The following is a 19,992-nucleotide window of genomic DNA, read 5'->3' as shown; positions in this document are numbered from 1 at the left end:
ATAGCGTGAGGAACCTGGGCGAGTGATCTTGTACAGTGAAATCCCCCTTGACCAGCAGGAGCCGGCCCGTGACCACTCCGGATGCACCCGCCCGCCGACGCGGCGCCCAGCGCCTGCCCGGCCGGGATCCCAGATGGGCGCGGCTGCTCATCGCGTTCGGGCTCGTGTTCACGCTCCTGGCCGGCGGGGCGCTCGCGGGCAAGGAGGCGCTGTTCAAGTACGCCACCCGCAGCGTCGCCCAGGAGAACCTCCTCGGCGACAGCGGGCGCCAGGCCGAGCAGCGCGGGCACGTCGACGTCAAGGGGGCCAAGAACATCCTGCTCATCGGCGTCGACGCGCGCCCCGGCCAGGACCCGGCCGAGCTGGTGCGGGCGGACTCGATCATCATCCTGCACATCCCGGCCAGCCATGACCAGGCCTACCTGGTGTCGATCCCGCGCGACACCTGGGTGAAGATCCCGCCGTTCGACAACGGCGCGAAGCAGTACGAGGGCGGCCACGACAAGATCAACGGTGCCTACGCCTGGGGCGGCGACGGGCTCACCGGTGCCGGCCAGCGCGCCCACGCCGTCGAGCTGCTCGCGCTGACCATCAAGTCGCTGTGGGGCATCACCTTCGACGGCGCCGCGATCGTCGACTTCACCGGCTTCCAGCAGGTCGTCGAGGTGCTCGGGGGCGTCGACATGTACGTCGACGAGGAGACGACCTCGGTGCACATCGGCCACACCGCCAACGGGGAGTACGCGGTGCCGTTCCGGCAGTTCACGCGCTCCGACGGCGGCCAGGGCCTGTCCGCGGTGCCGGGCGTGACGCCGCAGGTGTACCACGTCGGCTACCAGCACCTCGAGCCCTGGCAGGCCCTCGACTACGTCCGCCAGCGCGAGCTGCTGCCCAACAGCGACTACGACCGGCAGCGCCACCAGCAGCAGTTCCTCAAGGCGCTGTTCAAGAAGATCCTCAGCTCCGACGTGCTCACCGACCCGGGCCGGCTCAACGACGTCCTGCGGGTCGTGGGCAAGGCGATGACCATCGACAGCGGCGGCATCGACCTGGCCGACTGGCTCTACGCGATGCGCGGCATCGGCGCCGACGACCTGCTCACGATCAAGACGAACAACGGCACCTTCAACAACGCGCCGGGCGTGTCCAACGCCGAGACCCTCGACCAGACGACGCTGGACCTGCTCGAGGCGGTCCGCACCGAGCGGGTCCAGGCCTTCGTCGCGGGCCACCTGGACCTGGTCGCGCCCAGCTGACCGCGCCGCGAGGCGTGAGGGGCGCCCCGGCGGGTAGGGGGCCGGGCATGACGATTGGACTGCTTCGCGGGGCGCTCGCCGGCGCGGCCGGGACCACCGCGCTCAACGCCGTCACCTACGCCGACATGGCCGTGCGCGGGCGGGCCGCCAGCGGCGCGCCGCAGGAGCTCGTCGCGCGGTTCGCCGAGGACGCCGGGGTGTCCGTGCCCGGCGACGAGAACGTCCGCGAGAACCGGCTGCAGGGGCTCGGGCCGCTCGTCGGCACCGGGTCCGGCGTCGCCGTCGGGGCGCTCGCCGGGCTGCTGCACCACGCGCTCGCGCGCCGCGGCCACCGGATGCCCGCGGCGCTGGAGGTCGCGCTCATCGGCGGGGCGGCGATGGCCCTCGCCGACGTGCCGCTGACGGTGCTGCGGGTCAGCGACCCGAGGACGTGGACGGTCAAGGACTGGGTGAGCGACATCGTGCCGCACCTCGTGTTCGGGGCCGTCACGCTCGCGGCGCTGCGGCGACCAGGTACCGCTCGGCGTCGGCGGTTTTGAACGTCAGGCCGTGCCCCGGGGCCGACAGGTCCGGGCGCAGCTCGCCGCCCTCGCCCGGGCTGGTCGTGCCGTCCAGGAGCATCGACTCGATGCGGACGTGGTCGTGGAACCACTCCAGGTGGCGCAGGTTCGGGGTGGCCAGGGCGGCGTCGGCGTGCAGGGCCGGCGCGCAGTGGCCGGACAGCTCGAGCCCGTGCGCGGCGGCCAGGCCCGCGACCCGCTGCCACTCGGTGATGCCGCCGCAGCGGGTGACGTCGGCCTGCAGGCAGTCGACGGAGCCGAGGAGGCGGGCGAAGTACGGCAGGTCGTAGCCGTACTCCCCCGCGGCGACGTCCGCCCCGACGGCGGCGCGCACCCGGCGCAGGCCGTCCAGGTCGTCCGACGACACCGGCTCCTCGAACCAGCGCAGCTGCGGGAACTCGTCCGCCAGCCGGATCGCCCGCTTCGCGGTGTAGGCGCCGTTGGCGTCCACGAACGGCTCCCGGCCGGAGTCCACCAGCAACCGGGTCCGCTCACGGTCCCGGGGGCCGCCGATCTTGATCTTCGCGCGCGGGATCGCCGCGTTGTCGTCCAGCCACGAGCGCAGGCGGCGGTCGTCCCAGGTGATGAAGCCGCCGCTGGCGTACACCGGCACCGACGGGCGCGCCGGGCCCAGCAGGGTCGCCAGGCGCACGCCGAGCAGCCGCGCCTTGAGGTCCCACAGGGCCGTGTCCACCGCGGAGACGGCCGTGCCCGCGACCCCCGGCCGGCCCGCGTTGCGCACGGCCCGGACCATCGCCGCGTTGATCCCCGGCACGTCGAACGCCGGGCGGCCCACCACGTGCGCGCTCAGCATCTCGCCGATCAGGTGCCCGGCGGCCGCGGGCGCGTAGGTCCAGCCGAGGCCGGCGACCCCCTCGGCGGTGACGTGCACGACGACCATGGTGGTCGCGTCCCACTCCAGGGTGCCGTCCGCCTCGGGGCCGTCGGTCGGGATGCGGTACGCCGCCCAGCGCAACCCATCGATCTCAGCGGACACGGTCGCCGGGCCGGTGGGCGATGCGCCGCTCGGGATAGGCGCCCAGGACCTCGCCGTGCACCGCGGCGTTGAGGACCTCGGCGAGGTGTACGGCCCGGCGCCCGGTGTCGGCGTCCTCGATCTGGGTGCGGCACGAGAAGCCGTCGGCGAGCACCAGCGTGCCCGGGTCCGCGGCGCGCACGGCCGGCAGCAGCGCCTGCTCGGCGCAGGCGATCGAGACCTCGCGGTGCCCGGCGGTCATGCCGAAGTTCCCGGCCAGCCCGCAGCAGCCCGAGTCCAGGTCCTCGGCCTGCAGCCCGATCGCCTTCATGACCGTGGCGTCCGCGTCGGCGCCGAGGACCGCGTGCTGGTGGCAGTGGCGCTGGACGATCGCGCGCACGCCGCCGGGCACCTGGGGCGCGAAGTCCGGGGCCCGCTCGGCGAGCAGCTGGGCGAGCGTGACGGTCTGCCGCGCGAGGCGGTCGGCGTCCTGGTCGCGGCCGAAGAGCTCGCCGAGGTCGGAGCGGAACACCGCCGTGCACGACGGCTCCAGCCCGACGAGGGGCAGGCCGGCGCGCATGTACGGGGCGAGGGTGCCGACGGTGCGCCGCAGCACCCGTTCGGCCACCCCGAGCTGGCCGGTGGAGATCCACGTCAGGCCGCAGCAGACCGGCTTGGGCGGGACGAGGACCTCGAAGCCGGCCGCCTCCAGCACGCCGACGGCCGCGGCGGCGATGGCGGGGGCGAACGCGGTGGTGAACGAGTCCGGGAAGAGCACGACCCGGCCGCGCTCGCCGGTGCCGCGCGGGGTGCGCCGGCGCAGCCAGCGGTCGATGCGGGCCGGGGCGAAGCGCGGTACCGAACGCTTCGGGTCGATCCCCGCGAGCCGCTTGGCGCCGGGCACCCTGGCCAGGGCGTTGGCCAGGTCCGGGGCCAGGGACGCGGCCCGCCCGATCAGGGGCAGCCAGCCGAGGGAGTAGTGGTCGCGGGGGCGCAGCCGGCCCTTGTAGTGGTGGTGCAGGAACTCGGCCTTGTAGGTGGCCATGTCGACCTGCACCGGGCAGTCGCTGCGGCAGCCCTTGCAGGCCAGGCAGAGGTCGAGCGAGTCGTGCACGGCGGTGCTGCGCCACCCGTCGTCGATGACCCCGCCGTTGACCATCTCGAACAGCACCCGGGCGCGGCCGCGGGTCGAGTGCTCCTCGTCGCGGGTGACCTGGTAGCTCGGGCACATCACGCCGCCGTCGGGGCCGGTGCGCCGGCAGTCGCCGACCCCGGCACAGCGCAGGGCGGCCCGGGCGAAGCTGCCGTCGTCCTCGAAGTAGCCGAACCGGGTCGCGGGCTGGGCCGGGGCGTAGTCGGCGCCGAGGCGCAGGTCGCCGTCGAGCGGCCGGGCGTGCACGACCTTGCCGGGGTTCATCCGGCCGGTCGGGTCGAAGATGGCCTTGAACTCCTCGAAGGCGCGGACGACCTCGTCGCCGTACATGATGGACAGCAGCTCGCCGCGGGCCTGCCCGTCGCCGTGCTCCCCCGACAGCGAGCCGCGGTGCTCGACGCACAGCTTCGCGGCGCGCGTGACGAACGCGCGGTAGTGGGCGATCCCGGGCTCGCTGGTGAGGTCGAACGGGATGCTGCAGTGCACGCAGCCCTGGCCGAAGTGGCCGTACAGGCTGGTGGCCCCGTAGCCGAACTCGTCCAGCAGCTCGATGAGCGCGCGCAGGTAGTCGCCGAGCCGCTCCGGGTCGACCGCCGAGTCCTCCCAGCCGGGCCAGGCGTCGGGGCCGTTCGGGGTGCGCGCGGTGGTGGCCAGCCCCGCCTCCCGTACCTTGGCGAGCCGCTGCCGCATGGCGTCGTCCTCGAGGATGGTGCCCGGCCCGTCGTGCTCGGCGACGACGGCCCGCGCCGTGTCGAGGTCGGTGAAGTCGGCCATCAGCCAGGCGCGCCCGTCCGGCAGCACCTTGAGGATCTCGGTCGGCCGGTGCTCCTCGCGCTCGTACCGCAGCAGCTTCTCGTCCAGCCCCTCCAGCTGGATCGGGGAGTGCCGGGCCACGCGCGGGGCCGCGTCCCCGGCCTCGGCGATGCCGGGGAAGCCGAGCAGCACCGACACCTGGTGCTTCGGCCGCGGCAGCACCCGCATCTCGGCCCGCAGCACGACCACGCAGGTCGACTCGGTGCCGACGAGCGCGCGGGCGACGTGGAAGCCGTGGTCGTCGCGCAGCTCGGGCAGGTTGTAGCCGGAGACGCGGCGCGGGATGTCCGGGAAGCGGGTCGCGATCTGCTCGGCGTAGCGGTCCCGCAGCTCGTGCAACGCCCGGAAGATGGCGCCCTCGTCCGGGTCGTGCCCGGCGCCCACCCACATGCGGGTGCCGTCGTACGTGAGCACCTCGAGCCGCTCGACGTTGGCCGCGGTGGTGCCCGACCACTGCGCGGTCGCCCCGCACGAGTTGTTGCCGATCATGCCGCCGATCGTGCAGTGCGAGTGGGTCGCGGGCTTGGGCCCGATCACGAGATCGTGGCGGGCCAGCACGGCGTTGGCGTCGTCGAGCGCGGTGCCCGGCAGGATCACCGCGGTGCGGGCCCGCACGTCGACGGACTCCACCCCCCGCACGTACTTCGAGAAGTCCAGCACCACCGCGACGTTGCAGCACTGCCCGCCCAGGCTGGTGCCGCCGCCCCGGGACACGATCGGCACGTCGTGCTCGCGGCAGACCCGCACGGCCTCCACCGCGTCGTCGACGTCCCGCGGGCAGACCACGGCGATCGGGACCTGCCGGTAGTTGGAGCCGTCGGTGGAGTATGCGGCCCGGGCCCCCGCGTCGAAGCGCACATCGCCCCGGACCGCCCGGCGCAGCGCCTCCTCGAGGCCGGCCGGGTCTCGCGGCGGGGCGCTGCGCCGGGCAGCGGGAGTCGGAAGTGAGACGACCGCCATCGTTCAGCCCTTCAGCTTCTGGATCTTGTCCTTGAACAGCGTGGTGGCGATCGCGGCCGGATGCGGCTGGCCTCGCAGGAACGCCGCCGCGAACTTCTTCGCCTGCTCGTAGGTGACGCTGGCCGGCAGCGGCGGCTCGTTCGGGTCCACGGCCACGTCGACCAGCGCCGGGCCGGCGTGGGTGAACGCCTCCCGCAGCGCGCTGGGCAGGTCGCCGGGCTTGTCGACGCGGGCGCCGAAGCCGCCGCAGGCGCGGGCGATCGCGGCGAAGTCGGGCGCCGGCTCGCCGAAGCGCACGCCGTGCTCGGGGAAGCCGAGCACCATCTGCTCCCACAGGATCTGGCCCAGGGAGTTGTTGTTGTTCACCACGACCTTGATCGGCAGCCCGTAGCGGACCGCGGTGTTGAACTCGGCCATGAGCATCGCGAAGCCGCCGTCGCCGATGAACGCGATCACCTGCCGGCCGGGGTGGGCGTGCTGGGCGGCGATCGCGTACGGCAGCCCCGGCGCCATCGTGGCGAGGGTGCCCGAGAGGTAGAACTCGCGGCCGCCACGGATCTGCCAGTGCCGTGCCGCCCAGGTCGCGATCGTGCCGGAGTCGCAGGTGAGGATCGCGTCGTCGGCGCCGAGCGCGTCGAGCTGGGAGGCGAGATACTGCGGGGCGATCGGGTCACGGTCGGGCGACTCCAGGGACGCCATCTGCTCCCGCCAGTCGCGGACCTTCTCCTGGTACCGATGCAGATGCTCCTGGTCCTTGCGCTCGAGCAGGGGCAGCAGCGCCTCCAGGGTGGCCCCGACGTCGCCGACGAGGGGCACGTCCGTGGCGACCCGGGTGCCGGCCCGGCTCGGGTCGATCTCGATCTGCACCACCTTGGCGCTGCCGGGCTTGGGCAGGAACTTCGTGTAGGGGAAGTTCGTGCCGAGCATCAGCAGGACGTCGATGTCCTCCATCAGATCCTCGCTCGGCTTGGTGCCGAGCAGGCCGAGGCCGCCGGTCACGTAGGGCGAGTCGTCCGGCACGACCATCTTGCCCGACAGCGTCTTGACGATCGGGGCGCCGAGCGTGTCCGCGACCCGCTCGACCAGCGGCCCGGCCCCGCGCGCGCCGATCCCCGCGAGGATCCCGATCTTCCGCGCCGAGTTGAGCAGGTCGGCCGCCGCGCGCAGATCGGCGTCGCGGGGCCGCACCGCCGGCGCCAGGTAGACGGGCGCCGTCGTCGGCGGCACGACGGGGGCCACGGTCTGGTACGGGTCCTTGCCCGCCGGTGCGACCTGGATGTCGTTCGGGATGGTCAGGTGGGCCACGCCCCGGCGGGCGTAGGCGGTGCGGATCGCGACGTCGACGAGGGTCGGCAGCTGCGCCGGGTTCATGATGATCTGGTTGTACTCGGCCACGTCCTCGTAGAACCGGTCGAGGTTGACCTCCTGCTGGTAGGCCGTGCCGAGCACGCTGGACTCCTGCAGGCCGGTGATCGCGAGCACCGGGACGTGGTCGAGCTTGGCGTCGTAGAGCCCGTTGGCCAGATGCACGCCGCCCGGCCCGGACGTGGCCAGGCACACGCCGATCCGGCCGGTGGTCTTGGCGTGGGCGGTGGCCATGAACGCCGCCGCCTCTTCGTGGTGAACCAGGACGAACCGCACCTTGTCCTGGTTGCGGCGCAGCCCCTCCATGATGCCGTTGATGCCGTCACCGGGCAGCCCGAACACCGTGTCGACGCCCCACTCGGCGAGCCGGGAGATCAGTACCTCAGCCGTAATCGCACCCATGTTGAAGGCCGCTACCCGGCAACGATCAGGTCAAACTGCCCCCTGCCACGTTCCGGTTTGACCGGGTTCCGGACGGGTAGCGGGCAGAACGTGTCCCGGGTGACGGCCCTGTTCTGCTGGTGCGAGGTGACCTGGACGCTGCTGTCGTTCACGGCGACCGCCGAGCAGATCGCGGTCGGCGTGGCCGTGAGCCTGACCGCGGCGCTCGCCTGCGCGCCGCTGGGCCCGGTCGCAGGGCCGTGGCGGCTGCTGCGGCCGCGGCGCCTCGGGCCGCTGCTCGCGCTCGCGGCGTCCGTGGCGGTCCGCGCGGTCGTGGCGAACCTGCGGCTCACGCGGCTGATCTGGTCCCGCCGGCGCCCCGGCAGCGCGATGGTGACGGTCGCGACCAGCGCCCGCTCCGACGCCGAGGTGACCGCCGTCGGGCTGCTCACCTCGATCATCGTCAACTCGCAGCTCGTCGACGTCCATCAGGGCCGGCATCGGCTGCGGTACCACACCGTCGAGGCCGATGCCGGGCGCGACGACATCAACGGGCCGATCGAGGCCCGGGTCCTGGGGGTGACCCGCCGATGACGACCGTGTTCTGGGTGGCGGCCATCGGTCAGCTGGTGATCTGCGGTCTGCTGCTCGGCCGGGTGTTGGCCGGTCCGGCGACCGGCGACCGGATCGTCGCGCTCAACATGATGTCGACCCAGCTGACCCTGGCCGTGTTCGCGTTCGCCGTCGTCGCCGGGCGGGCGATCTACACCGACACCGCGCTGTGGCTGTGCTCGTTCAGCTACCTCGGGGCGCTGGTCTGGGCGCGGTACCTGGAGCGGGGGCTGCTGTGAGCACCGTGATCGCGGGCGTGCTGGTGGGCATCGGGCTGCTGACCGCGTTCTCCGGCGCGGTCGGGGTGCTGCGGATGCCGGACACGCAGCTGCGCATCCAGGCCTCGTCGAAGACCGTCAGCCTCGGCGTGCTGCCGACGCTGCTCGCGGTCGTCGTGGCGACCGGGGTCGACAGCGTGTACGCCTCCCGCGCCCTGATCGTCGCGCTGCTCGTGCTCGTCATGAACCCGCTCGCCGCCCATGCCCTCGCCCGTGCCTGCGCGCAGCGGGACTGACCGTGTTCTGGGTCGCCGACTACCTCGCGTGCGCGCTGCTGCTGGTCTCCGGGGTCGCGGTCGTGCGGATGCGCAACCCGGTCGGGTCGGTGATGGCGCTGTCCGCGCTCGGGCTGGTGCTGTCGCTGCTGTTCGTGCTGCTCGGCGCGCCCGACGACGCCCACGCCGAGATCGTGGTGGGGGCGATCGCGCTGCCGACGCTGTACCTCATCGCGCTGGGCAAGATCCGCACCGCGGTCGAGGACGAGCAGGCCGCGCCGCCCCACCGGCCCCGCCTCGGGCTCGCGGTCGCCGGCGCGGTGACGCTCGTGCTCGCCGCCGCGGTGTGGGTGCTGCCCCGGGAGCACGCCGCCCTGTCGGCGCTCGCCCGGCAGGCCTACGACGGGGCCCTGCGCGACTGGCACAGCACCGAGCCGGTGGCCGCGATCGTCTACGGCTACCGCGGCTTCGACACCCTCGGCGAGACGTTCATCCTGCTCGCCGCGGTCGTCGGGATCGGGCTGCTGGCCCGGCGCCGGGAACCGCGCCGCGGCTTCGTCGGCGAGGCGGCGGCCGGGGAGCGGGAGCAGCGGGGCGTGCGCACCGGCGAGCACGGCACCACCGGGGCGGAGCGGCGGGCGCGCGGCGCCGAGGCGGCCGAGACCGGGACGGCTCCCGGGTCGCCCGCGATGACCGTCGTCGTGCGGGGCGGGGTGCGGGTCGTCGCGCCAGTCCTCGCGGTGGCCGGGCTGTACCTGGTCGCGTGGGGGTACTCCCCCGGCGGCGGGTTCCCGGCGGGGGCCGTCGCGCTCGGGGTGGTGCTGCTGGCGTATGTGGCGTACGGGTACGACCGCGTGGAACCGCTGATCCGGGCGGACCGCCTCGAACCCGCGGAGCTCGCCGGGGCGCTCGCGATCGTCGCCATCGGCGCGCTCGGCCTGCCGCTGGCGGGTTCGGTGTCGGCGAACTTCCTGCCGCTCGGCCCGCCCGGCACCATCCGCAGCGGCGGCATCCTGCAGGCGTTCTCCTTCGGCGAGCTGCTCGAGGTCGGCACCGGGCTCACCCTGGCCGTGTTCGCGCTGCTCACCATGGGCCACGACTGGGCCACCGAGTCGTGATCCTCGCCAACTACCTCACCGCCGCGGCCCTGTTCGGGATCGGGCTGCACGCGGCCGTGACCCGGCGCAACCTCGTGAAGATCGTCATGGGGCTCTCGCTCATGGAGGCGTCCGGGTATCTCCTGCTGCTGTCCATGGCCTACCGCGCGGGCTCCACCGCGCCCGTGCTCATCGACCCGGCCCCGGGGCAGGCCGGCAACGTCGCCGACCCGATGCTGCAGAACATCTGCCTGACCGCGATCGTCATCGGCGTCGCCATCACCGGCGTGTTCCTCGCCGTCGTCGTGCGGCTGGCCCAGCACCACCGGACCGTGGACGCCGCCCGCATCCGCGACCTGCGCGGCTGACGTGCTCACCGCCGAGGCGCTGCCGCTGGCGGTGCTGGCCCCGATCGCGGGCGCGGTCCTCGCCCCGCTGCTGGCCCGGTTCTCCGCCCGTCTCTCGCTCGCGACCGCCCTGCTGGCCGTCGTGGCCTCGGTCGGCGTCCTGGCCGTGTGTGCCCTCACCGCCCGGGGCGAGACCGTGTACCTGGGCGGCTGGCGTCCCATCGGCATCGCGTACGTCGCCGACCCCTTCGGCCTCATCATGGCCCTGACCGCGGCCGTCGTCGGCGCGCTGGCGACGCTGGCGACGCTCTCGGGCCTGGCCGAGCTGGGCCCGCGCGAGCTGGGCGGCTACGCGTGCCTGTCGCTGCTGCTCATCGCGGCCGTCGTGGCCGGGTCGCTGACCGTGGACCTGCTGCACCTGTTCGTCTGGTTCGAGGTGGCAGGGCTGGCGAGCTACGCGCTGACCGGGTTCTTCCTCGAGCGCCCGCACGCGGTCGAGGCCACCTTCAAAATCGTCGTGCTCACGTCCGTGGCCGGGTTCCTGATCTTCATCGGGACGGCGCTGCTGTACCAGTCCCACGGCGCCGTCCTCATGAGCGCCCTGTTCCCGGGGCCGCCCGGCGTGCTGGACCGCATCGCCGCCGCCCTGCTCCTGGCCGGCCTGGCCACGAAGGCGGGCCTGATCCCGTTCAGCGGCTGGCTGCCCGACGCCCACACCGCCGCGCCGGGCCCGATCAGCGCGCTCTTCTCGGGCATCCTGGTGAACTTCGGCATCGTCGGCATCGCCCGCCTGCTCGACGCCGGCATGCCCGGCCACGGCGCGCTCATGGTGCTCGGCTGCGCCTCGGCCCTCGTCGGCGCCGCCGCGGCCGCGGTGCAGGACGATCTCAAGCGCCTCCTGGCGTACGACACGATCTCCCAGGTCGGCATCGTGACCACCGGCCTGGGCGCCGCGAGCGCCGCGGGCACCCGGGCGGCCGTCTACCACCTGGTCGGCCACGCGCTGTTCAAGGCCCTGCTGTTCCTGGTCGCGGGCGCCGTCGTGCACAACACCGGCGCCACGCGGCTGTCGGAGCTGGGCGGCCTGTTCCGCCGCAGCCCCGCCCTGGTGCTGCTGTTCCTCGTGGGAGCGGCCGCGATCGCCGGGGTGCCGCCGCTGAACGGGTACGTCTCCCTGAGCCTGCTGCACGCCGCCCTGCACCCGACGCCGGCCGCGCTGGCCGCGGTGCTCGCGGCCCAGGTGGTGACGGTGGCGGCCCTGACCCGGGTGGTGCGGGCCATGTTCGCGCGCACCGAGGATCCCCGCTTCGCCCGCGACGAGCGCCTGCGCCCGGGCCTGACCGCGGCGCTGACGACCCTCGCGGCCGCCTGTTTCGCCACCGGGGTCGCCTTCCACTGGATGAGCGGCGTGCCCTGGACCGACCCGTTCGAACTGCTGAGCACCGCAGCGAGCGTGGCGCTGGGCGTGGTGCTGTCGGCGTGGGTGGGCCCGCGCGCGGACGGCCTGCGGGGCCGCCTGGCCGTCGTGGCCACGGGCTCGGTGAACGACTACACCCTCTACCAGGCCCTGGGGTTGCTCGCCGTCTGCGCCGCGCTGCTCGCCTGACGCCCGCTACGCCGTGTGCCGCAGCGGATCGCGGTTCGGAGCGCTCACGCGATCACGGTACGGATGCCGAGGCCGACGAGCACCGCGGCGGCGATCCGCCGGACGATCGTGCTCGCGGTGGCGGAGCGCAGCGACCGGCGGGCCCGGCCGATCAGCACCGTCCAGCCGAGCAGCCACACGGTGATCAGGGCGGCCTGCGCGGTCGCGAGGACGAGGATCTGCGGGAGGATGGCCGCGGCGGGGTCGAGAAACTGCGGCACCAGGGTCAGGAAGATCGCCGCGGCCTTCGGGTTGAGCACATTGCCGAGCAGCGCCTGCAGATAGGCCGGGCGCCGCCCCGGTTCATCGGCGGCGGTGGCGGCCGGCTTGGCCCGCCACGTCCAGATGCCGAGCCCGATCAGGTAGGCCGCGCCCGCGAGCCGTACCGCCGCGAACACCTCGCTGGAGCGCATGACCAGCGCGGACAGCCCGACGGCGGCGAGGGTGGCGTGGACGTACAGGCCGGTGACGGTGCCGAGGATGACGGGTGTCGCGTGCCGCGCGCCGGCGCGGGCGACCCGCTGGGTGAGCAGCGTCAGGCTCGCGCCGGGCATGGCGATCAGCGGCAGGATCGCCACCAGGAAGGCGGCGACGTGCGCGCGCATCAGAGCACGACGCGGTAATGGGTGACGATGTTCCAGGCGTCGTCGAGGACGTGGAACGCCAGTCCGGGCGGCGCGCCGAGATCCGCCAGGTGCTCGCTCTCCCACGGCAGCCGCAGGGTCCAGGTCACGCCCGGCGCGACCAGCACCGGCCGGCCGGCAAAGGTGGCCGCCGCCGCCGTGTGCGCATGGCCGGCGAGCACGGCGATGACGTTCGGGTGGCTGCCGAGCAGGGCCGCCAGCGCGGATTCCTGTTGCAGCAGCATCGAGTCGGGCAGCGGGTGGTGCAGCGGCACCGGCGGATGGTGCAGCGCGATCACCGCCGGGTTGCCGCCCGGCTCGTCGAGAGCCCCGGCGAGCCACGCGAGGGTCTCGTCGTCCAGGAGCCCCTCGTCGCGACCGGGAATGGTCGAGTCGCACATCAGGATCTCCAGGCCGCCGATACGGTGACGCCGGTTGATCGGGCCGTCGGCGGCGGGCTCACCGGCCAGCGCCTTGCGGTACGCGGCGCGGATGTCGTGGTTGCCGGGGCAGGTCAGCACCGGAAACGGCGCGGCCAGGAGCCGGGCGGCGGCCTCGTACTCGGCCTCGTCGCCGTTGTCGGCGATGTCGCCGGTCACGAGCAGCGCGTCGACGGGTCGCGGCAGCCCGCGCAGGTAGTCCATGACGTTCCCGGCGCGAGCAAGGCTCCGCTCGGATCCGTCGAGGTGCAGGTCACTGATGTGCGCAAGCAGCAGCACGATCTACCCCCGTTGCCTAATGGGATCGAGGCGATCTAACGATAGGTACAGTACCATCGTCGGCGTGGAATATTGGAATCTCTCGCTCTCTTTGGTCAGCACGATCCGCCACGACGGCAACGGCGGCGCGGCGGACGACCTCGACACCGTCGAGGGCCTGGCCGACTGGCTGGCCGCGGCACCGGATCTCGGCGTCGTGCCCGCGACCGAGGACCTCCGCCTACGGGTGACGGAGCTGCGCGCGGCGGTCCGATCGCTGTTCGCGCGGGCGGTCCGCCCGCTGGAGCCGAGCCGGGCCGACGCCCACCATCTGATCGACGTCGAAACGGCGCTGGCCCGGCTGAACGCCGCCGCCTCCGGCCTCGGACCACCGACGCTGCAGTGGCCGCCCGACGGCGCGCCGCGCCTGACCTTTCAGCTCACCGCGACCACGGCGGAGGGCCGCCTGCTCGCGACACTGGCCGAGGCCGCCACGAGGTTCCTCGCCGGGCCTGACGTCACCCGGCTGCGCGCGTGCCCGGCCCCGCGGTGCGTGCGCTACTTTCTGCAGGACGATCCACGCCAGGCCTGGTGCAAGCCGTCGTGCGGCAACCGCGCCCGCGTCGCCCGCCACTACCAGCGCCACCGCAATACGTGAGAGCCCCGGTATCGTGTCGGCGTGGGTGACGATCCGCTCGTCAATGGCACGAACCTGTCCCTCAGGCTGCGGCGCGACTTCACCGTTGCCGACGCCGACCGGCTCCTCGCGACCGCCCGCCGCGCCTACCGCGACCTCAATCCGGGCGCGAGCACCGAGGAAGCCCGCGAGATGGTGTCGTGCGCCGCGGACGCGCTGTTCGTCCTGCTCGAACACGCCGGACTGGTGGGCGACGCGGTCGACGGCCGGCTCGCGGGCGACACCGCCGACGGGCTGACGGTCGGGGGATGGCGGGCCCAGGTCGTGCTCGACGAACCACGTCCGCTGTCCACCGAACCCCGGCGCGACTGCTTGCGCCACGATGACGTCTTCGCAGTTCCGCCCGGCGACGTCGACTGACGACATCGCCCAAGGCGCCGGATCAGGCGTATCGGTATTCGCTGAGGGGCGCCCGGACCCTGCGATCCAGCACGACAACCGCCCCGGGGCCGCCGGGCTCAGGACAGTGCGGGCCGTGCACGTCGAGGCCGGCGAGGTCGGTTGTGATCGCGGCCGAACCGAAGTAGGCGGGGTCGAGGACGTAGGCCACGCGGGTGCCGGCTCCGACGGGAGCGTCGAACGGCACCGGCGGCTCGACCGGCCGTGCACCGGCGAGCCGCTGCCGGAAGCCGCGGCCGTCTCGCCAGACCTCGACGGTGGACTGCGAACTCACGGCGGCGGCCGCGGAGCTCGACCAACGCACGGGTGTGAGCAATGAGTCGTAGTAGCCGAGCCTCGGCACATCCTGGCCGGCCAGCGTCTCCGCCTGGTCATCCGTCACCGAGAATGCGAGGTCGGCGGTGATCTCCGCAACGACGTCGGGCGCGTGGTTCGCGGCGACGCTGGTTCCCGGATGGAAGGCGTGCGCCACGACCGTGCGAAGCACCCAGGTCGGCAGGCGAGGATCTGTCCTGCTCGCCCCGAAGTGCATACCGGGTCGCCCGCGGACGGCCTCGTCGAACTCCAGAACCGTGATGTCCGCGCGGCTGTACCTGTGCTCCGTCATGCGTCGGACGCTATCCCTGTCAGGCGTCGCAGCCCCGGGACCACGTCGTGGCGGCGTGGCGCGAGGCCGGCTCGAAGGTCGTCCGGAACGGCTCGCCCGCCTCGGCCGAGGATCAGTGCCACCGCCGCCGTCACGCCGACGACGACCTTCGCCGCGACCGTTCGCCGCGTCATCAGGGCGGCGGCGACGCCGGCCAGGACCGACATAGCGCCACGGGATGGCCAGGGCCAGCGACTCCACCACCGCCGCGGCGAGCGCGACCTACCCGAGAACCACTGCGACGGGCCCGCGCCCCGGCCGCACCGAACTGTCCAACACCTCAGCCTTCGGGTCGATCCGCCGCACGGTTTCCTGTGGACAGATCAGGGCCTGCCCTTCAGGGACTTCGTCACGCGGTTGTCCGGGCGGGTCACGACGTAGCAGTGGACCGTGCGATCGCCGAGGTCCCACCGGTCCGGATTGCCGCCCGTCGGGACGACGCGCAGGTCGGAGCGGCTCTCGAACTTCGCCTTCGACTCGCCCAGGAACTCCCCGGCCTTCGTGTCGCAGGCCTGCGTCACCTCGTCGACCAGCTTGGTGATGCCCGGGTACGGAATGTCGCGGCCGACGTACAGCCCGACGTACTCGCCGTTGTGGGGCTGGGTGCAGTCGATCGGCACCAGGCGGTCGATGCTCTTGTACCACCCTTGCCCGTCCGGGATCGCGAGCACGTCCACGCACGCCAGCGCCAGCGGGCGAGTGCCGCGCAGGCCGTCCTTCAGGCTGCCGGTGCGCTGCCGGGACGTGAACTCGTCGGCGGAGAACTCGAACAGCGCGCAGCGGTACTCACGCGCGCCCGCGTTCCACTCCTCCGTCGACGGGACGATGACCGCGAGGCCCAGCCGGCCCTCGTGCCAGTCGCCGCCGACGTACTCCCGGGCGGCCGCGTCGCAGTCGCCGTAGACCTCGCGCGTCTTGTTCTCCGGCGGTGTCGTGAGGCGGCCGACGCGGACGATCTCGGCCTGGTGCTCCTTGGCGCAGTCTATCGGGTTGAGCGTGACCGGGCGGTAGTCGTACATGTCCAGCGACTGGCCCGTGTGACACATGCCCACAGCCGGCAGGGCAGGCTTCGACGGCGATGCCGAAGGAGCGGCCTCGGAAGGACTGCCCGCGGGTTTCGCCCCGTCGCATCCGGCCAAGCTGAGCAGTACCAATGCCGCAATGAAGGCCCGACGCACCCGCACATGATCGCACGAGCGGCGACCGGCCTCGGTGCCGGTCAGTTGCTGACGTGGGCGGTGTTGTCGAGCCACTGCCGGGCGAGGTCGGCGTCGCCCTCGACGGTGACGCCGGTGGCTTCGCGGTCGGCGAGCGGGAGCCGGCGGGTCAGGATCAGCAGCAGCGACTGGGCCGGGCCCGTCACCGTCACATCGGCCGGCCGGGTCCCGCAGTGCCACGCCGCACCGTCGGGCCGCCGATCGACGAACCACGCCCCCGCGTCGCCGTCGACGTCGGTGGCCAGCCACTGCAGGGTCTGCCCGCTGCCCCGGATGGCGTGCGCGGACTCGGACCGCTGCATCGCCCATGTCGGGGAGGTGAGCATCGCGAGGTGGTTGCTGATGAGCGCGGCCGCGATGCCGGCGTCGATGTCGGCGGGCCGGTCCGCCGCACGGTCGGCGTCAAAGCCGTGGACGACCGACTCGTTGAGGACGCTGGTCATCCAGAACCGCGCCCCGGTCCGCTCGTCCCCCGCGGCGTTGAACACCGGCGCGTCGAGCGCGTCGTCGGAGCACGCGCTCGCGACCCGCTGCGCGGACTCCGACAGCCACGCCGGCCACTCGCCGGGGTCGGCCGGCAGTACGGCAACCTCCGTGGGCAGCTGCGTGGGGTCGGTGATGCGCCGCTCGATGATCTCCGCGACCCAGTGCTGGGTCTGGCCCACGTGCCCGACCAGGTCGGCGATCGTCCACCCGGGGGTCGTCGGCACGGCGGCGTCAGGCCCGGCCGCGGCGGCCGACTCCGCGAGGCGCCGCGTGTGTTCGACGATCGCTCGCCGGGCGTGCTCCGCGTTCAGCTCGATCATGGGATCGTCCTTCCTGTCCGTGTAGCGCGTTGCGGGCGTGGCCCGGCACCCGTCCATCCCAGCACGTCGGCCGCGATCAGGCAGCGGGACCCGTCAGGCCTGAAGCCCCCAGGCGCGCTCCAGGGCGAGCGCGAGGCGCCAGCGCCACGGCTCAGCGGTACCGCCGGCCCAGGGGTATTCGTCCGTGAAGTTCGGCCAGTCGACGGTCAGTGCCAGCACGCTCTCGGCGCAGAACGTGTCGGCCTCGGCGCCCAGCTCGGGGCGCAGCAGGTCGCGGACGAGGGGCAGATCGGGTGCGGCGAGCTCGGCCAGCAGCACCGCGTCGTAGAGGTCCTTGCCCTGGGGGTAGGCGTCGGTGGCCAGCCACAGCAGCTTCCACGCCAGGGCGAGCCCGAGCGGCGCGGCCAGCACCGGGCGGTCGATGCCGGGCAGCGTGATCGGCTCGGGCGGCAGCGGCAGCGGCTCGCCGAAGACCACGTCGATCTGGATGCTGCCGCTGGGGCCGCCGTCGCCGATGGCGAACGGTACGGCGAGGCGGCGGCCGTCCGCGCGCTCGTAGGTCCAGATCTCGGAGTGCGCGATGCGGTCGGGGCGCAGGCCGGCGCCGGGTTCGGCGGCGAGCGCGGCGGTGATGCCGTCGAGCAGTTCCCGCGCCGCATCGCTGCCGCTGGTGATGGTGTGCGGCGTGACGACGAAGTCGAGGTCGCCGGGGTCGCGCGCGGCGTCGCCGACCCACGCGGCCATCGTGACGCTGCCGCGCAGCACGAGGTGGCCGGCCCAGCGGCTGCGGGCGATCGCGCCGAGGGCGTGTTCGAGGGCGGCGCGGCGGGCCCGCCGCCACCGCCGGCCGGTGTCCTCGTCGGCGAAGGCGGGCTCGCCGGCCCGGTAGGCGTTCGGGTACTGCTGCACGGCCGGGTCGAACGCCGCGGTCTGCCGCACCGACTCGTCCTGCGGCACCGGCAGGTACGTGGGCGGGTAGTGCGGGGAGCCGGCCGGCGCGGAGCGCATCGTGGCCTCGCGGGCGTCCTTGCGCCACGACTCGGGCCGGCGCGTGATCCAGCCGCGGTCGTGGCCGAGGTTGGAGTCTTCGACGACGTACTCCTGCTCGACCTCGACCACGTCGAGGCCCGCGTCGCGCAGCGCGGCGGTGAGCCGCTCGAGCCGCTGCGTCGCGGTGTCCAGACCGGCGTGGTAGCAGCGCTGGGTCAGGAACCGCTCCTGCCCTCCGCCGTCGTGGCGGCGGCGTGCGTTGCGCGACAGGCGGGCGTCGTGGGCCGCGCCGACCTCGGCGGCCGTCTGCATGGCCGCGACCGGGGCGGCCGGCAGGGCGAGCTTCACGTGGTGCTCGAAGTAGCGCCCCGAGGGCTCCGCGGCGGCCTCGTCGTCGGTCCGCGGCAGCCCCTCGCACCACGGCGCCGCCTCGATCTTCAGCCGGGCCGCGACGAGCCCGCGCTCGCGCAGCCGCTCCTGCCACTCGGCGGCCACCTTCCGGGCCTGGGCGAGGGTGCCCTGCGCGGGCAGGCTGAGCATCGGCTGGGACGGGTTCTGGCCGCGGTCCAGGACAATGTGGACGAACTTGACGTCGTACCGCTCGGCGAACCGGGCGAGATCCGCGCCGTGCCGCGCCTCGACGGTCACATGGATCTCGAACGCCCCGGTGATCTCGGCCACCGGGGCAGCGTAGCCCGGCGGCGTTCGAGGGCGAGCAGCGCACCGCCCGCGGCTCCGGCCGTCGCCGCGCCGCCGTGGATGTCGCCCAGCACCAGCAGGGCCAGCGCGGCGAGCAGCGTCACGGCGGCGGCCACGCGCGGCCGGCGGCCCGATCCGAGCGTCAGGGACGCGACGGCGAGGGACGCGGCCAGGCCGAAGTCGACCAGCGAGGTGCCGCCGCCGACCGGCTGGACCACCAGGCCCCACAGGCCGCCGAGCACCTGCACCACGAGGGCCAGCAGCAGCCACCGCGCCGTGCCCCAGAGCCGCTCGGCCATCGTGCCGAGCACGGCCAGGGCGAGCAGGTTGAAGATCGTGCCCGGCCAGCCGCCGTCCTGGACGAAGCACGACGTCACGAGCCGCCACACCTCGCCGTGCGCGATCGCGGACCGGTCGCGGCGCAGCGCCTCGAACAGGGCCGGCGCCACCGTCAGCTGCAGCCCGGAGACGACGGCGACCAGCCCGAACAGCACGGCGGTCGCGGGCGGGAGACGCCGCCCGGCGGCCAGGCCGGCGCCCGCCACGCCGGCGGTCACGAGCAGCACGAGATAGAGGACCGTCTGCGGCATCCGCTAGAGATACCATGCGGCGGTCACACGACGGTGATCACGGCATCGGCGACGGCCGGGTTGCGCAGGAGCCGGGAGCGCAGGTCGGTGACGTGGTCGACGAGCTCGGCGCCGGGGCGGGCGCGCACGTCCGGGCACGGCTCGACGTTGACGGTGACGAGCAGCTGGGACGGGCCCACGTACACGGCCCGAAGCTCGCGCACCTCGTGAATCCACGGCTGCGGCCCGATCTCGTCGCGCAGGGTCTCCATCACGTCGTCGGGCGCGGCGGCGTCGATGAGCAGCGCCTTCGAGCGGCGGGCGAGCAGCCACGCCACCACCGCGAGCAGCACGCCGATGGCCATGCTCGCGGCCGGGTCCCACCAGGCCCAGCCGGTCACCATGTGCAGCACGAGCGCGATCAGGGCGAGGGCGATGCCGATGAGCGCGGCGGAGTCCTCGAGGTAGACGGTCGTGGCGCTCGGGTCGGACGCGCGCCTCAGGTGATCGCGGACCGAGCGGCGGCGGGCCTTCGCGTCCGAGCGCAGCTGGCGGCGTGCGGTCAGCCAGCTGTACCCCTCGAACCCCGCCGACACCACGAGCACCCCGATGCCGATCCACGGACTCTCCAGCGGCTCCGGCACGAGCCAGCTGCGCACGCCCTCGGCGATCGACAGGATCCCGCCCACGAGGAAGATCCCGAGGGCGGCCAGGAACGCCCAGAAGTACCGCTCCTGCCCGTAGCCGAACGGGTGCCGGCGGTCGGGCTCGCGCCTGGAGCGGCGCAGACCGAGCCACAGCAGCACCTCGTTGCCGGTGTCGGCGGCCGAGTGCATGGTCTCGGCCCACAGGGCGGCCGACCCGGTGAGGAGCGCCGCCACCGCCTTCGCCACCGCGATCGCCAGGTTCGCGCCCGCGGCCACGACGACGGTCCGGGTGCTGCTGCTCTCGCTCTCTGCCATGCACCCATCGATACCCGCCCGAACTGTT

Annotated in this window: 22 protein-coding genes; 10 read left to right on the top strand and 12 right to left on the bottom strand. The window is 73.7% G+C overall.

Annotation, left to right across the window (positions count from 1 at the left end):
* Positions 1-68: 68 nt before the first annotated feature.
* Complete coding sequence (locus AC6JBM_RS12840) at positions 69-1,256, top strand: LCP family protein (RefSeq protein WP_497983829.1); 1,188 nt, start codon at positions 69-71, stop codon at positions 1,254-1,256.
* 47 nt (positions 1,257-1,303) lie between these two features.
* Positions 1,304-1,795 carry a hypothetical protein gene (locus AC6JBM_RS12835; RefSeq protein ID WP_497983828.1) on the top strand — a complete coding sequence of 164 codons (492 nt, stop codon included), beginning with the start codon at positions 1,304-1,306 and terminating at the stop codon, positions 1,793-1,795.
* Here the strand turns inward: AC6JBM_RS12835 and AC6JBM_RS12830 are convergent.
* The 3 genes from AC6JBM_RS12830 to AC6JBM_RS12820 are packed head-to-tail and all read right to left on the bottom strand — an operon-like array spanning position 1,743 to position 7,485.
* Positions 1,743-2,813 (bottom strand): enolase C-terminal domain-like protein, encoded by a 1,071-nt coding sequence (locus AC6JBM_RS12830; protein ID WP_497983827.1) that lies wholly within the window; start codon positions 2,811-2,813, stop codon positions 1,743-1,745. The genes AC6JBM_RS12835 and AC6JBM_RS12830 overlap by 53 nt on opposite strands.
* Positions 2,803-5,718, bottom strand: coding sequence for an FAD-binding and (Fe-S)-binding domain-containing protein (locus tag AC6JBM_RS12825; RefSeq protein WP_497983826.1), 2,916 nt, complete (start codon positions 5,716-5,718; stop codon positions 2,803-2,805). The genes AC6JBM_RS12830 and AC6JBM_RS12825 overlap by 11 nt, the downstream gene beginning before the upstream one ends.
* A 3-nt stretch (positions 5,719-5,721) precedes the next feature.
* Positions 5,722-7,485 (bottom strand): thiamine pyrophosphate-dependent enzyme, encoded by a 1,764-nt coding sequence (locus AC6JBM_RS12820; protein ID WP_497983825.1) that lies wholly within the window; start codon positions 7,483-7,485, stop codon positions 5,722-5,724.
* Between the two features lie 99 nt (positions 7,486-7,584).
* Between AC6JBM_RS12820 and AC6JBM_RS12815 the strand changes: the two genes are divergently transcribed.
* From AC6JBM_RS12815 to AC6JBM_RS12790, 6 genes are read left to right on the top strand one after another with little or no spacing between them, the layout of a single operon-like run.
* Positions 7,585-8,058 carry a Na+/H+ antiporter subunit E gene (locus AC6JBM_RS12815; protein ID WP_497983824.1) on the top strand — a complete coding sequence of 158 codons (474 nt, stop codon included), beginning with the start codon at positions 7,585-7,587 and terminating at the stop codon, positions 8,056-8,058.
* Positions 8,055-8,315: an MrpF/PhaF family protein gene (locus AC6JBM_RS12810; RefSeq protein ID WP_497983823.1), complete on the top strand. Its 261-nt coding sequence runs from the start codon at positions 8,055-8,057 to the stop codon at positions 8,313-8,315. Before AC6JBM_RS12815 ends, AC6JBM_RS12810 begins: the two co-directional genes overlap by 4 nt.
* The gene (mnhG, locus tag AC6JBM_RS12805) at positions 8,312-8,590 is read left to right on the top strand and encodes a monovalent cation/H(+) antiporter subunit G (RefSeq protein ID WP_497983822.1); all 279 of its coding nucleotides are present in this window, start codon (positions 8,312-8,314) and stop codon (positions 8,588-8,590) included. Before AC6JBM_RS12810 ends, mnhG begins: the two co-directional genes overlap by 4 nt.
* 2 nt (positions 8,591-8,592) lie before the next feature.
* Positions 8,593-9,687 carry an NADH-quinone oxidoreductase subunit J gene (locus AC6JBM_RS12800; RefSeq protein ID WP_497983821.1) on the top strand — a complete coding sequence of 365 codons (1,095 nt, stop codon included), beginning with the start codon at positions 8,593-8,595 and terminating at the stop codon, positions 9,685-9,687.
* The gene (locus AC6JBM_RS12795) at positions 9,684-10,034 is read left to right on the top strand and encodes a sodium:proton antiporter (protein ID WP_497983820.1); all 351 of its coding nucleotides are present in this window, start codon (positions 9,684-9,686) and stop codon (positions 10,032-10,034) included. The genes AC6JBM_RS12800 and AC6JBM_RS12795 overlap by 4 nt, the downstream gene beginning before the upstream one ends.
* A 1-nt stretch (position 10,035) precedes the next feature.
* Complete coding sequence (locus tag AC6JBM_RS12790) at positions 10,036-11,619, top strand: complex I subunit 5 family protein (protein ID WP_497983819.1); 1,584 nt, start codon at positions 10,036-10,038, stop codon at positions 11,617-11,619.
* A 44-nt stretch (positions 11,620-11,663) separates the two neighbouring features.
* On the opposite strand, the gene AC6JBM_RS12785 is transcribed toward AC6JBM_RS12790, so the two are convergent.
* Both AC6JBM_RS12785 and AC6JBM_RS12780 read right to left on the bottom strand, forming a co-directional pair.
* The gene (locus AC6JBM_RS12785) at positions 11,664-12,263 is read right to left on the bottom strand and encodes a LysE family translocator (protein ID WP_497983818.1); all 600 of its coding nucleotides are present in this window, start codon (positions 12,261-12,263) and stop codon (positions 11,664-11,666) included.
* Positions 12,263-13,000 (bottom strand): metallophosphoesterase, encoded by a 738-nt coding sequence (locus AC6JBM_RS12780; RefSeq protein WP_497983817.1) that lies wholly within the window; start codon positions 12,998-13,000, stop codon positions 12,263-12,265. Before AC6JBM_RS12780 ends, AC6JBM_RS12785 begins: the two co-directional genes overlap by 1 nt.
* Before the next feature lie 64 nt (positions 13,001-13,064).
* On the opposite strand from AC6JBM_RS12780, the gene AC6JBM_RS12775 reads away from it, so the two are divergent.
* Both AC6JBM_RS12775 and AC6JBM_RS12770 read left to right on the top strand, forming a co-directional pair.
* Positions 13,065-13,637, top strand: coding sequence for a CGNR zinc finger domain-containing protein (locus AC6JBM_RS12775; protein WP_497983816.1), 573 nt, complete (start codon positions 13,065-13,067; stop codon positions 13,635-13,637).
* Between the two features lie 21 nt (positions 13,638-13,658).
* Positions 13,659-14,036 carry a hypothetical protein gene (locus tag AC6JBM_RS12770; RefSeq protein WP_497983815.1) on the top strand — a complete coding sequence of 126 codons (378 nt, stop codon included), beginning with the start codon at positions 13,659-13,661 and terminating at the stop codon, positions 14,034-14,036.
* A gap of 22 nt (positions 14,037-14,058) precedes the next feature.
* Here the strand turns inward: AC6JBM_RS12770 and AC6JBM_RS12765 are convergent, their stop codons facing one another.
* From AC6JBM_RS12765 to AC6JBM_RS12735, 7 genes are all read right to left on the bottom strand, one after another.
* On the bottom strand, positions 14,059-14,682 hold the full coding sequence (locus tag AC6JBM_RS12765) for a hypothetical protein (protein WP_497983814.1): 624 nt from the start codon (positions 14,680-14,682) through the stop codon (positions 14,059-14,061).
* Positions 14,679-14,888 carry a hypothetical protein gene (locus AC6JBM_RS12760; protein ID WP_497983813.1) on the bottom strand — a complete coding sequence of 70 codons (210 nt, stop codon included), beginning with the start codon at positions 14,886-14,888 and terminating at the stop codon, positions 14,679-14,681. The genes AC6JBM_RS12765 and AC6JBM_RS12760 overlap by 4 nt, the downstream gene beginning before the upstream one ends.
* A 156-nt stretch (positions 14,889-15,044) precedes the next feature.
* The gene (locus tag AC6JBM_RS12755) at positions 15,045-15,767 is read right to left on the bottom strand and encodes a septum formation family protein (protein WP_497983812.1); all 723 of its coding nucleotides are present in this window, start codon (positions 15,765-15,767) and stop codon (positions 15,045-15,047) included.
* Between the two features lie 173 nt (positions 15,768-15,940).
* Complete coding sequence (locus tag AC6JBM_RS12750; protein WP_497983811.1) at positions 15,941-16,744, bottom strand: maleylpyruvate isomerase family mycothiol-dependent enzyme; 804 nt, start codon at positions 16,742-16,744, stop codon at positions 15,941-15,943.
* Positions 16,745-16,837: 93 nt separating this feature from the next.
* Complete coding sequence (locus tag AC6JBM_RS12745) at positions 16,838-18,415, bottom strand: nucleotidyl transferase AbiEii/AbiGii toxin family protein (protein WP_497983810.1); 1,578 nt, start codon at positions 18,413-18,415, stop codon at positions 16,838-16,840.
* Positions 18,379-19,023 (bottom strand): rhomboid family intramembrane serine protease, encoded by a 645-nt coding sequence (locus tag AC6JBM_RS12740; protein ID WP_497983809.1) that lies wholly within the window; start codon positions 19,021-19,023, stop codon positions 18,379-18,381. Before AC6JBM_RS12740 ends, AC6JBM_RS12745 begins: the two co-directional genes overlap by 37 nt.
* Before the next feature lie 23 nt (positions 19,024-19,046).
* Positions 19,047-19,964 (bottom strand): cation diffusion facilitator family transporter, encoded by a 918-nt coding sequence (locus tag AC6JBM_RS12735; protein WP_497983808.1) that lies wholly within the window; start codon positions 19,962-19,964, stop codon positions 19,047-19,049.
* Between the last annotated feature and the right edge of the window lie 28 nt (positions 19,965-19,992).

Source organism: Dactylosporangium thailandense (genome assembly GCF_059739745.1).
The sequence above is the reverse complement of the archived record's forward strand: the minus strand, read 5'-3'. Positions and strand labels throughout refer to the sequence as shown.

Excerpts from the sequence above, each read along its gene's own strand:
- AC6JBM_RS12835 (WP_497983828.1), top strand. The coding sequence starts at position 1,304 with ATGACGATTGGACTGCTTCGCGGGGCGCTCGCCGGCGCGGCCGGGACC.
- AC6JBM_RS12825 (WP_497983826.1), bottom strand. The coding sequence starts at position 5,718 with ATGGCGGTCGTCTCACTTCCGACTCCCGCTGCCCGGCGCAGCGCCCCG.
- AC6JBM_RS12820 (WP_497983825.1), bottom strand. The coding sequence starts at position 7,485 with ATGGGTGCGATTACGGCTGAGGTACTGATCTCCCGGCTCGCCGAGTGG.
- AC6JBM_RS12810 (WP_497983823.1), top strand. The coding sequence starts at position 8,055 with ATGACGACCGTGTTCTGGGTGGCGGCCATCGGTCAGCTGGTGATCTGC.
- AC6JBM_RS12785 (WP_497983818.1), bottom strand. The coding sequence starts at position 12,263 with ATGCGCGCGCACGTCGCCGCCTTCCTGGTGGCGATCCTGCCGCTGATC.
- AC6JBM_RS12765 (WP_497983814.1), bottom strand. The coding sequence starts at position 14,682 with ATGACGGAGCACAGGTACAGCCGCGCGGACATCACGGTTCTGGAGTTC.
- AC6JBM_RS12760 (WP_497983813.1), bottom strand. The coding sequence starts at position 14,888 with ATGTCGGTCCTGGCCGGCGTCGCCGCCGCCCTGATGACGCGGCGAACG.
- AC6JBM_RS12755 (WP_497983812.1), bottom strand. The coding sequence starts at position 15,767 with ATGTGTCACACGGGCCAGTCGCTGGACATGTACGACTACCGCCCGGTC.
- AC6JBM_RS12750 (WP_497983811.1), bottom strand. The coding sequence starts at position 16,744 with ATGATCGAGCTGAACGCGGAGCACGCCCGGCGAGCGATCGTCGAACAC.
- AC6JBM_RS12740 (WP_497983809.1), bottom strand. The coding sequence starts at position 19,023 with ATGCCGCAGACGGTCCTCTATCTCGTGCTGCTCGTGACCGCCGGCGTG.
- AC6JBM_RS12735 (WP_497983808.1), bottom strand. The coding sequence starts at position 19,964 with ATGGCAGAGAGCGAGAGCAGCAGCACCCGGACCGTCGTCGTGGCCGCG.